General features: G+C 63.0%; 13 protein-coding genes. 6 read left to right on the top strand and 7 right to left on the bottom strand.

Annotation, left to right across the window (positions count from 1 at the left end; translation table 11 throughout):
• Both H3H51_RS05755 and H3H51_RS05750 read left to right on the top strand, forming a co-directional pair.
• Nucleotides 1-867 carry a ThuA domain-containing protein gene (locus H3H51_RS05755; RefSeq protein ID WP_183088093.1) on the top strand — a complete coding sequence of 289 codons (867 nt, stop codon included), beginning with the start codon at nucleotides 1-3 and terminating at the stop codon, nucleotides 865-867.
• Between the two features lie 25 nt (nucleotides 868-892).
• Nucleotides 893-1,678, top strand: coding sequence for a crotonase/enoyl-CoA hydratase family protein (locus tag H3H51_RS05750; RefSeq protein ID WP_183088092.1), 786 nt, complete (start codon nucleotides 893-895; stop codon nucleotides 1,676-1,678).
• Between the two features lie 329 nt (nucleotides 1,679-2,007).
• Here H3H51_RS05750 and H3H51_RS05745 read toward each other — a convergent pair whose 3' ends face one another.
• Nucleotides 2,008-2,721 (bottom strand): tRNA (adenine(22)-N(1))-methyltransferase, encoded by a 714-nt coding sequence (locus H3H51_RS05745; RefSeq protein ID WP_183088091.1) that lies wholly within the window; start codon nucleotides 2,719-2,721, stop codon nucleotides 2,008-2,010.
• A gap of 183 nt (nucleotides 2,722-2,904) precedes the next feature.
• Between H3H51_RS05745 and H3H51_RS05740 the strand changes: the two genes are divergently transcribed.
• Nucleotides 2,905-3,213, top strand: coding sequence for a YkgJ family cysteine cluster protein (locus H3H51_RS05740; protein WP_183088090.1), 309 nt, complete (start codon nucleotides 2,905-2,907; stop codon nucleotides 3,211-3,213).
• A gap of 211 nt (nucleotides 3,214-3,424) precedes the next feature.
• Here H3H51_RS05740 and H3H51_RS05735 read toward each other — a convergent pair whose 3' ends face one another.
• From H3H51_RS05735 to hemA, 6 genes are all read right to left on the bottom strand, one after another.
• Nucleotides 3,425-3,937 carry an acyloxyacyl hydrolase gene (locus H3H51_RS05735; protein ID WP_183088089.1) on the bottom strand — a complete coding sequence of 171 codons (513 nt, stop codon included), beginning with the start codon at nucleotides 3,935-3,937 and terminating at the stop codon, nucleotides 3,425-3,427.
• Between the two features lie 78 nt (nucleotides 3,938-4,015).
• Nucleotides 4,016-4,837: a glutamate racemase gene (gene murI, locus H3H51_RS05730; RefSeq protein ID WP_183088088.1), complete on the bottom strand. Its 822-nt coding sequence runs from the start codon at nucleotides 4,835-4,837 to the stop codon at nucleotides 4,016-4,018.
• Nucleotides 4,834-5,595: a molybdopterin-synthase adenylyltransferase MoeB gene (locus H3H51_RS05725; protein WP_183088087.1), complete on the bottom strand. Its 762-nt coding sequence runs from the start codon at nucleotides 5,593-5,595 to the stop codon at nucleotides 4,834-4,836. The genes murI and H3H51_RS05725 overlap by 4 nt, the downstream gene beginning before the upstream one ends.
• Nucleotides 5,592-6,422, bottom strand: a complete 831-nt coding sequence (gene prmC / locus H3H51_RS05720) for a peptide chain release factor N(5)-glutamine methyltransferase (protein WP_183088086.1) — start codon at nucleotides 6,420-6,422, stop codon at nucleotides 5,592-5,594. Before prmC ends, H3H51_RS05725 begins: the two co-directional genes overlap by 4 nt.
• A 102-nt stretch (nucleotides 6,423-6,524) precedes the next feature.
• Nucleotides 6,525-7,607, bottom strand: coding sequence for a peptide chain release factor 1 (gene prfA / locus H3H51_RS05715; RefSeq protein ID WP_183088085.1), 1,083 nt, complete (start codon nucleotides 7,605-7,607; stop codon nucleotides 6,525-6,527).
• A complete protein-coding gene (gene hemA / locus H3H51_RS05710; RefSeq protein ID WP_183088084.1) occupies nucleotides 7,604-8,872 on the bottom strand; it encodes a glutamyl-tRNA reductase in 1,269 nt (422 codons plus the stop codon). Before hemA ends, prfA begins: the two co-directional genes overlap by 4 nt.
• A 329-nt stretch (nucleotides 8,873-9,201) precedes the next feature.
• On the opposite strand from hemA, the gene H3H51_RS05705 reads away from it, so the two are divergent.
• The 3 genes from H3H51_RS05705 to ispE all read left to right on the top strand — a co-directional run bounded on the left by H3H51_RS05705 (nucleotide 9,202) and on the right by ispE (nucleotide 12,520).
• Nucleotides 9,202-10,932, top strand: a complete 1,731-nt coding sequence (locus H3H51_RS05705; RefSeq protein WP_183088083.1) for a tetratricopeptide repeat protein — start codon at nucleotides 9,202-9,204, stop codon at nucleotides 10,930-10,932.
• Nucleotides 10,933-10,935: 3 nt separating this feature from the next.
• On the top strand, nucleotides 10,936-11,550 hold the full coding sequence (lolB, locus tag H3H51_RS05700; RefSeq protein ID WP_183088082.1) for a lipoprotein insertase outer membrane protein LolB: 615 nt from the start codon (nucleotides 10,936-10,938) through the stop codon (nucleotides 11,548-11,550).
• An 85-nt stretch (nucleotides 11,551-11,635) separates the two neighbouring features.
• Nucleotides 11,636-12,520 (top strand): 4-(cytidine 5'-diphospho)-2-C-methyl-D-erythritol kinase, encoded by an 885-nt coding sequence (gene ispE / locus H3H51_RS05695; RefSeq protein WP_183088081.1) that lies wholly within the window; start codon nucleotides 11,636-11,638, stop codon nucleotides 12,518-12,520.
• The last annotated feature ends 5 nt before the right edge of the window (nucleotides 12,521-12,525 follow it).

Below are 12,525 nucleotides of genomic sequence, written 5' to 3'. Positions count from 1 at the left end.
ATGAAAATCATCCGTCGTACGCTGCTTGTATTGCTTGCAGTTGTGGCCCTGCTCGGCACCTTGATCTACTTCTTCCTGCGGGCCCAAGGGTTATTCCGTGACCCTGTCTATGATCAGGACGCGCCGCAAAACGTGAATGTCGAGTCGCCCGCCATTCTGGTCTTCGACAAGACCAATGGCTTCATTCACAAGGATGCGATTCCTGCGGCCAACGATTTACTTGCTCGGCTTGCGGAGGCGAATGGCTGGCACATTTATCAAACCGATAACGCTGCCATTCACAATACCGCTGACCTGAGCAAGTTCGACGTTATCGTCTGGAATAACGTGTCCGGCGACGTACTGACTGAAGCGCAGCGGCAAGCTTTCGAGCGTTACCTCAGGAGCGGTGGCGGTTACGTAGGCCTGCATGCCTCTGGAGGCGACCCTGAATACGCCTGGTCGTGGTACGTGAGCGATGTGATCAAGGCGCAGTTCAAGGGTCACCCGATGTTTCCGCAGAAGCAATCCGCAACGCTGACCGTCGATGCACCAGAAGACCCGATTGTGGCCCACCTGCCACACACCTGGGTCATGGCGGATGAGTGGTACTCGTTCGATAAGAGTCCGCGCCCTGGAGTCGAGGTTCTACTGAGCATCGACGAGGCCAGCTATTCACCCAAGATGGTCGGCGTGGACATCAGCATGGGTAAGGATCATCCCATGATGTGGAAGCATTGCCTGGGCAAAGGTCGCGCGTTCTATTCCGCGCTGGGGCACTACGCTGAAATCTACAGTGATGCCAATTATTCAAGAGTGGTGGAGCAGGCAATTGCATGGGCGAGCGGAAAATCTGGCGAGCCTTGCAAGTTGTCGGCTGCACAGTAACGGTTAGGCTGCGGGTGGGATTCTGATGGTCGATAATGTCAAAGTTGAGCGGCGCGGCAATGTTCTTTGCATCGGGTTCAATCGTCCTGAAAAGATGAACGCGATGGACATTGATCTCTATGTTGAATTGGCTGTGGCTTATGGGGTTCTGGATGCAGACCCCACTTTGCGCTGTGGCTTGCTCTATGGCGAAGGGAAACATTTCACCGCAGGGTTGGAGCTGGAGCAGTGGGCTGTTCAGTTCGCCAAAGGTGGTTTTCCAGCGCTACCGGAAGGCGCTTGCGATCCCTTTGGCCTTGATCCGTCTCGTCGTGTTCGCAAGCCGGTCGTCGTGGCCACGCAGGGCGTCTGCTACACCCTGGCGCTGGAGCTAATGCTTGCCGCCGATGTAAGAGTCGCGGCGGATAACTGTCGTTTTGGCCAGATTGAGGTCCAGCGGGGCTTGTATGCAGTAGGCGGCGCCACAGTGCGTTTCGCTCAGAATATTGGCTGGGGCAACACGATGCGCTACCTGCTGACAGGCGATGAGTTCGATGCCCACGAGGCCTACCGAATGGGGCTCGTACAGGGGGTATACCCAGTTGGTCAGCACTTCGATGAAGCGCTGAAACTAGCCGAACGTATTGCGCTTCAGGCACCGCTGGGCGTGGCCGCGACCCTGAACAGCGCACGCATTTCGCTGAATCAGGGAGAGCAGGTCGCGATGGATAGGTTGATCCCAGATCTCGCTCCACTGCTAGGCAGTGATGATTTCAAAGAGGGCGTCAGCTCGTTTCTTGAACGCAGAGCAGCGAATTTTAATGGGTGCTGAGGAATCCTGGTGAGGTGTTCCTGCTATCGATTTCCCATTGCCAGCCGTGAGGCTGGCTTTTTTTGCTGCGCGTTTTGCCACGACTTAATGGATACAAGTGGGTCGATCTGCGATGGCAAGGGCTGGAGCCTCTGCTTCTGGCAGACAACGCCTTTAGCAAAGGGCTACTCCCGGAAAAATGCGGACTGGCCAACGGTTAGTCAAACATCGCCTTGTTATGCGACGTAGTCCTCTAGCCCACTGGCGTAACGGATATTCATGCCCTAACGCTCAACCAGCATACGCCCAGGTTAGTTACCGGCGCGTTGCGCAGACCGGAAATCAGCCCTTCAGCGCCTCTCGCCTTCTGCCGCCAGCAGTTCGCTGATCCACCTGACCTGTTGCGTGAGCGCTTGCAGCTTCTCCTCGGGCACGGCCTGCCGCGCCCGGGTGAAGTTGCTCAGGGTCTGCCGCTTGAGACGCAACAGGCGCTGCCACTTGGCTATAAATGCGGCGCTGCGCTCCTGCAACTGCAGCGGGCCGAAGTACAGCTGCTCGGCGCTATAGCTCACCGGCCCGCTGCGCTCGGCGACGATAATTTCGTAGTCGAAGCGGTTTTCCCGCAGCACTTCCTCGTCGAGGATGCGGTAGCCATTTTCCATCAGCCATTGGCGCAGTGGCTGCTCGCCGCCGTTGGGCTGCAGGATCAGGCGCTCCCCGCCGCTCAGGTGCGCCTTGTCGCGGTCGAGGATGTCGCGGATCGTCTCGCCGCCCATGCCGCAGAAGCTGATCGCGGTGATTCCGTCTGCTGACTCAATCGCTGCCAGACCATCGGCCAGGCGTACGCTGATCCGCTGGCTCAGGCCATTTTCGCGCACGCTGCGTTGAGCCGCGTGAAACGGCGTCAAGGCCACCTCGCCGGCCACCGCCGCCGCGATCACGCCACGCGTCAGCAAGGCGACAAGCAGATAGCCGTGATCGGAGCCGATATCGGCCAGCCGCGCACCTGCCGGCACATGCGCCGCCACGCGTTCCAGGCGTACGGACAATCTCTGTTGGTTCAACTACAGCCCCCTTTCACCGCCGCAGTCCGGCACGTTGCGCCGAATCGGCGCGAGATTCTGTCGAGCAACAGCCTGCCTGGCAAATTCCTGCGACCAATGCCATGGCTCGACCTGCGTCATCGAGTGCTTTGCGTCGGTCGCCGTAGCACCACATCCCCGGGTGCCTGCCGTAAACTTGCGCCCATGAAGCAAATCCCCGTCACCCAGCTCCCCGTCGAGCCTGCCGTCAGCTGCTCCAACTGCGCCGCCTGCTGCTGCCAGCTGGAGGTCATGCTGATCACCGATACCGGCGTACCGCAGCGTTTCATCGATACCGATGACTGGGGCGGTGAAGTGATGCTGCGCCTGGATGACGGCTGGTGCGCCGCACTGGATCGCGACAGCATGCGCTGCACCATCTACGAGGTACGTCCGCTGATCTGCCGTGAATTTGAAACCGGCTCCCCCGAGTGCCTGGACGAGCGCAAGGGCATGGGCACTATCTATCGCTGATTGCGGCCACCCACAAATAACCGGGCGCATGGCCCGGTTATTTATTGCTATGTCCCAATAGCGTGTTGCGTCATATGACTAGCCGCTTTTGGTGCTGCCGGATTCCTCTGGATTCCCGCCTACGCGGGAATCCAGCTCGGTGCTGGGCAGACGGGAAGGTTTCTCCCCTGGCAACACGTAACAGGAACATAGCTTTTTTATGCAGCCCGCCTTAGAAACTCAGGCGGTAGTGCAGGGTATAGGCCTCGGCCCCATCGTTCGGTTGCTTGATGCCGGCGTTGGAGTAGTGAATCGCGCGGATACCCACTTCCTGCCCGGCGAAGCGCAGGCCGGCGCCGAGGCGGTCCTCGAACTGGAAGGAGGAGCTGAGATCGTTGCCCTCCAGCTCGGTGCTGGAGAACAGCGCCACACCGATACCGGCTTCGATGTAGGGCTTCACGGTTTCCCCGGCGAATTCGTAAACGAACACCGGCGAGAAGGACAGGCTGTTGTTGCTGGCGGTTTCGTCACCGACCCAGTAGGTGTAGCCGGCGTCCCAGTAGCCGGTCAGGCGGCCGGTGGAGCTCTGCAGCCAGCTCTTGTCCCAGTCCCACTGGGCACCCAGGCGAAACACCGCATTGGAGTCGCTGGACTGGCCAGCAGCGAAGGTGAAATCAACGGCCTGAGCGGACAGGCTACCGAGGCTAAGGGCTGCAGCTACAGCCAAAGAAAGCGTCTTTTTCATGGCAACTTCCTGTATTCGTAAGCGGAATTCGACGAAACCGTACAAACGAGTATAGAAAAAATCGCTATGAGTAAAACCCTACTTAAGTAATTCGGTTGAGGCTGGTGGCTCGCGCAACGGTTCGACCCGCGCCTGCTCGCCCCACAACACCGGCAGCACACGCTGCATTTTCTGCAGGTCACCACTGGACCACAAACGCGTCTGCCGCACCTCGCCCAGTGGCGCGCGCAAGCCGTGCTGATCGAGCAGGCTTTGCAGGTGCCGGGCCACCGCCGCACCGGTATCCACCAGGCTGACGTCAGCCGGAATCAGCTCGCGCAGCAGCGGTTTGATGAAGGGGTAATGGGTGCAACCGAGGATCAGCGTGTCGCAGCCTTCGTCCAGCAAGGGCGCAACAAAGCCTTGCAGCAGGGCGCGGGTGCGCGGGCTGTCCAGTTCGCCGGCTTCGATCTGTTCCACCAGCCCCGGGCACGGCTGGGTGATGACCCGCACATCGTTGGCGAAGCGGTCGAGCAAGGCGGCGAACTTGGCGCTCTTCAGCGTACCGGTGGTGGCCAGCACCCCGACCACGCCGCTACGGGTAGCCGCTGCGGCCGGTTTGACGGCAGGTTCCATGCCGACGATGGGCAACGCCGGGTAACGCTCGCGCAACTCGGCCACCGCCGAGGCCGTGGCGGTATTGCAGGCCAGCACCAGCGCCTTGGCGCCTTGAGCGAGAAGGAACTCGGCGATGGCCTGGCTGCGTGCGCGGATGAATTCCGGGGTCTTCTCGCCGTAGGGCACATGGCCACTGTCAGCGACGTAGAGCAGCGACTCGCCGGGCAGTCGCGCGCGGATTTCGCCCAGCACCGAGAGGCCGCCGACGCCAGAGTCGAACACCCCGATCGGCGCACTGCTCATGCTCGCTCCCCGCACACGCTGCACGCCGGATCACGCTTGACCCGCAGCTCGCGAAAGCGCGAGCCGAGCGCGTCGATCAACAGCAAGCGGCCCACCAGCGGTTCACCGAAATTGGCCAGCAGCTTGAGCGCTTCCAGCGCCTGCAGGCTGCCGACCAGCCCCACCAGCGGGCCAACCACGCCGGCCTCGCTGCAGGTCAGCTCGGCCTCGCTGCCGTGGCCATACAGGCAGTGGTAGCAGGGACTCTCGGCACGCCGCGGATCGAACACCGCGAGTTGGCCTTCCAAGCGGATCGCTGCGCCACTCACCAGCGGTTTGCCGGCTGCCACACAGGCAGCGTTGACCGCCTCACGGGTGGTGAAATTGTCGGAGCAGTCCAGCACCAGGTCGACCGCATTCACCGCCGCCGCCAACGAGTCGACATCCAGTGCCGTGCGATGGGACACCAGGCGGATCTGCGGATTGAGCGCGCTGAGCCGGCTGATGGCCGAGTCGACCTTGGCCACGCCGACCTGGCTTACGTCATGGATGATCTGCCGCTGCAGGTTGGTCAGGTCGACCGTGTCGAAGTCGGCCAGGTGCAGTTCACCGACGCCGGCTGCGGCCAGGTACAAGGCCACCGGCGAGCCCAGGCCGCCGAGACCGACAATCAGCACACGGCTGTGCTTGAGGCGCAGCTGACCGGCGATATCGATCTGCGGCAGGAGGATCTGCCGGCTGTAGCGCAGCAGTTCGTCGTCGTTGAGTTCCAGGCTCATGCCGGCCATTGCCCCAGGGAAATACGTTCATGCCCGCCCAGATCGCGGCGGCTCTCTACCGCACAGAAGCCGGCCGCCAACAACAGGGCGCGTACGGCTTCGGCCTGATCATAGCCATGTTCCAGCAACAACCAGCCGGCCGCGTCGAGATGCGCGGGGGCCTGGGTAATGATCAAGCGGATATCGTCCAGCCCATCGGCCCCGGACACCAGCGCGCTGGCCGGTTCGAAGCGCACATCGCCCTCGCCCAGGTGGCGGTCGTCTGCCGCGATGTACGGCGGGTTGCTGACGATCAGATTGAAGCGCTCGCCCGCCAGAGCGGAAAACCAGCTGCTGGTGCGGAATGCGGCATTGTTCAGTTTGAGCCGTTGGCGATTGCGCTCGGCCAGGGCCACGGCCTCTTCGACCCGATCCACCCCGGTCACTCGCCAGCCACCGCGCTCGCTGGCCAGGGCCAGGGCGATGGCGCCGGTGCCGGTACCCAGGTCGAGTACGCGCAGCGGTGTGGCCGGCAGCAGTTCGAGGCTGGTTTCCACCAGTAATTCGGTATCCGGGCGGGGAATCAGGGTGTGCGGGGCGACTTCCAGATCGAGGCTCCAGAAGCCCTGCTGGCCGAGGATATAGGCCACCGGTTCACCCGCGCGGCGGCGCACCAGCATGGCGCTGAACAGTGCCTGCTGCTCGGCGCTCGGCTCACGCTCCGGCCAGGTGCGCAGGTAGCTGCGCGGTTTGCCCAGGGCGGCAGCCAGCAGCAGCTCGGCATCCAGGCTGGCGCTGGGCGAGTCGGGCAGATCGGCGCTATCGAGCAGGGATTGGATCGTCACCACGGGATTTCTCCGTAGGAGCCAGCTTGCTGGCGATCAGGGGCAAACCACAACAGAAGAGCATCGCGAGCAAGCTCGCTCCTACAGGTTTGCGCTGAGGGGCGATCAATCGCCCAGGGCAGCCAACTGGTCGGCCTGGTATTCCACCAGCAGCGGCTCGATCACCGCTTCCACGCCACCGGACAGCACGTCGTCCAGGCAGTACAGGGTCAGGTTGATGCGGTGATCGGTGACCCGGCCCTGGGGGAAGTTGTAGGTGCGGATGCGCTCGGAACGATCGCCGGAACCGACCAGCAGTTTGCGCGTGTCGGAGATTTCCTTGTGCGCGGCAGCGTCCTGCTGGTCATTCAGCTTGGCCGACAGCCAGGCCAGTGCCCGGGCCTTGTTCTTGTGCTGGGAGCGCTCTTCCTGGCACTCGACCACCATGCCCGAGGGAATGTGGGTAATGCGCACTGCCGAGTCGGTCTTGTTGATGTGCTGACCACCGGCGCCGGAAGCACGATAGGTATCGATGCGCAGGTCGGCCGGGTTGATCTCGATGACGGCCTGCTCATCCGGCTCGGGCAACACTGCCACGGTGCAGGCCGAAGTGTGGATACGGCCTTGGGATTCGGTTTCCGGCACGCGCTGTACGCGGTGGGCGCCGGATTCGAACTTGAGTTTGGCGTAGACGTTGTCACCCTCGACGCGGGCAATCACCTCTTTATAGCCACCATGCTCGCCCGGGCTCTCCGAAAGAATCTCGACTCGCCAGCCCTGGCGCTCGGCGTAGCGCGAATACATGCGGAACAGGTCGCCGGAGAAGATCGCCGCCTCGTCACCGCCGGTGCCGGCACGCACTTCGAGGAACACGTTGCGGCCGTCGCGGGGGTCCTTGGGCAGCAGCATGCGCTGCAGGCGGTCTTCCAGGTCAACCAGCTGCGCCTTGGCCTCGGCCACTTCTTCCTCGGCCATCTCGCGCAGGTCCGGGTCGCTGTCCTTGAGCAGCGCCTGGGCGCCCTCCAGGTCGTCGGTCACCTTGCGGAACTCGCGGTAGGTGAGGATCACCGGTTCGACTTCGGCATATTCCTTGGAATAGGCGCGGAACTGGGTCTGGTTGCTGATCACCTCGCCATCGCCGAGCAGCGCAGTGAGCTCCTCGTAGCGGTCGTGGAGGATGTCCAGCTTGTTCAACAATGAGGCTTTCATGGCTTCGACTCGCCCTCGTCGAGGGCAAACAGTTCCTGGGCCACGGCCAGTGCATCGTAGCGGCCATCGGCGGAGATTTTCTTCAGCTGCACGCTGGGTGCATGCAGCAACTTATTGGTCAGGCCACGCGCCAGCAGGGCCAGTACTTCATCGGCCGAGGTGCCATTGGCCAACATGCGCTGGGCCCGCGCCAGCTCCTCGTCGCGCAGGCGCTCGGCCTGCTGACGGTAGGCCTTGAGCACATCCACCGCGGCCAGCGCGCGCAGGCGCTGCATGAAATCGTCGGCACCGGCGCTGACCAGTTCTTCGGCGGCCTGGGCGGCGCCCTGGCGGCTCTTGAGGTTCTCGGCGATGACTTCGTGCAGGTCATCGACGGTATACAGGTAAACGTCGTCCAGCTCGCCGACTTCCGGCTCAATGTCGCGCGGCACGGCGATGTCGACCATGAAGATCGGCTTGTGCTTGCGCTGCTTCAACGCACGCTCCACCGCGCCCTTGCCGAGGATCGGCAACTGGCTGGCGGTGGAGCTGATGACGATGTCGCTGTTGACCAGCTCCTGCGGAATATCAGCCAGCAACACGGCATGCGCGCCGAACTGTTCGGCCAGCTGGCTGGCGCGCTCCAGGGTGCGATTGGCCACGACGATGCGCTTGACGCCCTGATCGTGCAGATGGCGAGCGACTAGGCTGATGGTCTCGCCGGCGCCGATCAGCAACGCCTGGCTGCGGTGCAGGTCGGAAAATATCTGCTTGGCCAGGCTGACGGCGGCAAAGGCCACCGACACCGGGTTCTCGCCGATGGCGGTGTCGGTGCGCACGGTCTTGGCGGTACTGAAGGTCGCCTGAAACAGCCGACCAAGCAGCGGGCCGACGGTACCGGCCTCGCGCGCCACGGCGTAGGCGGACTTCATCTGGCCGAGGATCTGCGGCTCGCCGAGCACCATGGAGTCCAGCCCGGAAGCCACGCGCATCATGTGGCGTACGGCGGAATCGTCCTGGTGCACGTAGGCACAGGCGCGCAGGTCATCGATATTCAGGCGGTGATAGTCGGCCAGCCAGCGCAGTACATCGTCGGCGGCCAGTTCATCCTGCTCCAGGTACAGCTCGCTGCGGTTGCAGGTGGAGAGGATCGCCGCTTCCCGGCTGGGTGTGCTGCGACACAGCAACTGCAAGGCCTCGACCAACTGCTCGGGGGTAAATGCCACGCGCTCGCGTACGTCGACCGAGGCGGTCTTGTGGTTGATACCGAGGGCGAGGAAAGCCATGCAGGGTCGCTAAGGGAGACGGGATAACGGGCAATTGTCCTACGTCACCGGAACGAGAACAACTGGCAGAGCCTGCTTACGATCTGCTGCGCGTCGATCATGCAGCGTTAAAAACAGGCTCGGAATGCTCATTTACCACTCGTAAACTGCGCTTCCTCACCTGTTTTTGCCTTGCCTGACTCTAGCTCGCGAGATCGTAAACAGGCTCTGCGTGTTTATTGCCCCTATAGACGAACAGCCCAGCACGCCCCGGAATGGCCCAGCCCATTGGGCTTGCCAGATCGCTTGTGTCATGATGACCGCACCGCAGGTTAGTCGCATTTTCCCTCATGAATAAATCGTTCGCGTTGCTGACCGCCCTTCTGCTTGTTGGAGGCTGCCAGACCCTGGCGCCCTCTGCGCCGGACGGCACCCCGCCAGTCGAAGACACGGCCGCCAACCAGGCGCCCGCGGAACCCAAGGTGTACGCCTCGTTCAGCGAGGAAACCCTGTATTCCCTGCTCTCCGCCGAACTGGCCGGGCAACGCAACCGCTTCGACATTGCCCTCGGCAACTACGTGCAACAGGCCAACGCCACCCAGGATCCGGCCGTCGCCGAGCGCGCCTTCCGGATCGCCGAGTACCTCGGCGCCGAGCAGGCCGCCCTGGACACCGCACTGATCTGGTCGAAGAACGCCCCGAACAACCTCGACGCCCAGCGTGCCACCGCCGTGCAACTGGCTCGCAGCGGGCGCTATGACGAATCCATGCAATACATGGAAAAAGTCCTTCAGGCCCAGGGCGACACCCACTTCGACTTCCTTGCCCTGTCGGCTGCAGAAACCGACCCGGACACCCGCACCGGCCTGCTGCAGAGCTTCGACCGCCTGCTGGTGAAATACCCGGAGAATGGCCAACTGCTGTTCGGCAAGGCCCTGCTGCTGCATCAGGACGGCCGCCCGCAAGAAGCCCTGGAGCTGCTTGAAGCACACGACGCCAGCGAGCAGGAAATCCCACCTCTGCTGCTGCGCGCACGCTTGCTACAAAGCCTGGACCGTGGCGAGGAAGCCGTTCCGCTGCTGGAAAAAGGCATCAAGCAGCACCCGGAAGACAAACGCCTGCGCCTGGCCTATGCCCGCCAGTTGGTCGAACTGGAGCGCCTCGACGATGCCAAGAGCGAATTCGCCGGCCTGGTCCAGCAATACCCGGATGACGACGACCTGCGCTTCTCCCTGGCCCTGGTGTGCCTGGAAGACCAGGCCTGGGACGAGGCCTCGGTCTATCTGGAAGAACTGGTCGCGCGCAACAGCCATGTCGACGCGGCCCACTTCAACCTCGGGCATGTCTATGAACAGCGTAAAGACCCGGACAGCGCGCTGATCGAATACGCCCTGGTCGGCCCCGGCAACGACTACCTCGCCGCCCAACTGCGCCAGACCGAAATCCTCCTCGACAGCGGCCGCGCCGATCAGGCCAGCAACCGCCTGAGCAAGGCCCGCGAAAGCCAGCCCGACTACGCCATCCAGCTCTACCTGCTGGAGTCCGAGGCCCTGGCCAACCGCGAGCGCCTGGAGCAGTCCTGGCAGGTCATCCAGCAAGGCCTGGTGCAGTTCCCCAACGACACCAACCTGCTCTATACCCGCGCCATGCTCGCCGAGAAACGCGGCGACCTGCCGGGCCTGGAGAAGGATCTGCGCAGCATCATCGAGCGCGAGCCGGACAACGCCGCCGCGCTGAACGCTCTCGGCTACACCCTGGCCGACCGCACCACACGCTATGCGGAAGCGCGCACGCTGATCGAGAAAGCCCACCAGCTCAACCCGGATGACCCGGCGACCCTCGACAGCCTCGGCTGGGTCCACTTCCGCCTGGGCAACCTCGACGATGCCGAGCGCTTCCTGCGCCAGGCCCTGGATAAATTCCCCGATCACGAAGTCGCCGCCCACCTCGGCGAAGTCCTCTGGGCTCAAGGCAAGCAGCGCGAGGCCCGCAAGGTCTGGGCCAGCGCCCTTGAAGCACAGCCCGACAGCACAATCCTGCGCGGCACCCTGCTGCGCCTGACCGGTTCCGAGACGCTCTGATCCATGCTTCGCCACCTTATTGTCATCAGTCTGCTTTCCCTGCTCGCCGGCTGCGCCGGCCTGACCAGCCACGAATCCATCGGCGGCCAGGGCGATCCACTGCTCTGGAAGGCGCACAAGGAACAGATCAGCACCCTCGACGGCTGGCAGATCAGCGGCAAGGTCGGCATCCGCGCCCCGAAGGATTCCGGCAGCGGCACGCTGTTCTGGCTGCAACGCCAGGACTACTACGACATTCGCCTGTCCGGCCCGCTCGGCCGCGGCGCCGCCCGCCTGACCGGCCGCCCCGGCGCCATCCTGCTGGAAGTGGCCAACCAGGGCCGCTACGAAGCCGAATCGCCCGAAGCACTGCTGGAAGAGAAACTCGGCTGGCGCCTGCCCGTTTCGCATCTGCAATGGTGGGTGCGTGGCCTGCCGGCACCCGACAGCCGCAGCCGCGTCACCCTCGATGGTGACAGCCAGCTGGCCCGCCTGGAGCAGGATGGCTGGGACGTGGAATACCTGAGCTACGTCGAGCAGAACGGTTTTTCCCTGCCCGAGCGCATCAAACTGCACGGCGACAAGCTCGACGTGACCCTGGTGATCAAGGACTGGCAACCGCGCAAGCTCGGCCAATAAGCCCCCAAGACAAAACCTATAGGAGCGAGCTCTGCTCGCGAAGCCCTTTCACGCCAGGCTCGCTCCCAGATAACGGCACATCGCAATGACAGCCCATTCCATCCCCGCGCACGCTCAACTGACCCTGCCCGCCCCCGCCAAGCTCAACCTGATGCTGCACATCCTCGGCCGCCGCGCCGATGGCTATCACGAGCTGCAGACCCTGTTTCAATTCCTCGAGCATGGCGACGAGCTGGGCTTCTCTACGAGACAGGACGGCGTAATCCAGTTGCACACCGAGATTTCTGGCGTCCCCCACGACAGCAACCTGATCGTCCGCGCCGCGCGCCAATTGCAGAACGCCAGCGGCTGCTCGCTCGGTGCCGATATATGGCTGGAAAAGCGCCTGCCCATGGGTGGCGGCATCGGCGGTGGCAGCTCGGATGCGGCAACCACCCTGCTCGGCCTCAACCACCTGTGGCAGCTGGGCTGGGACGAAGAACGGCTGGCCACGCTGGGCCTCGGCCTGGGCGCCGATGTGCCGGTGTTCGTGCGCGGTCGCGCCGCCTTCGCCGAGGGCGTCGGCGAACGCCTGCAAGCCGTCGAATTGGCGGAGCCCTGGTACTTGGTCGCCATACCCCAGGTATCCATCAGCACCGCCGAAGTTTTTGCCGACCCCGAGTTGACACGGAATACCCCGGCCATTACAGTTCGCAGCCTTCCCGAGGGGGGTGGTCATAATGACTGCCAACCAGTTGTCGAGAAGCGCTACCCCGAAGTGCGTAACGCTTTGAACTTGCTGAACAAATTTGTTCTCGCAAAGATGACTGGAACCGGAGCTTGTGTATTTGGGAGCTTCCCAAATCAGGGCGATGCTGATAAAGTCTCGCGCCAACTTCCGGCCACCCTGCCAAGTTTCGTCGCTCGTGGTTGCAACCGATCTCCGGTGCATCTGCAGCTCGAAAAACTAGTATCGGAAGGGAATGCCTAGCATTC

Source organism: Aquipseudomonas ullengensis (assembly GCF_014174475.1).
Classification (GTDB): Bacteria; Pseudomonadota; Gammaproteobacteria; order Pseudomonadales; family Pseudomonadaceae; genus Aquipseudomonas; species Aquipseudomonas ullengensis.
Note: the sequence above shows the minus strand (reverse complement) of the source record. Positions and strands in the feature narration are given on the sequence as shown.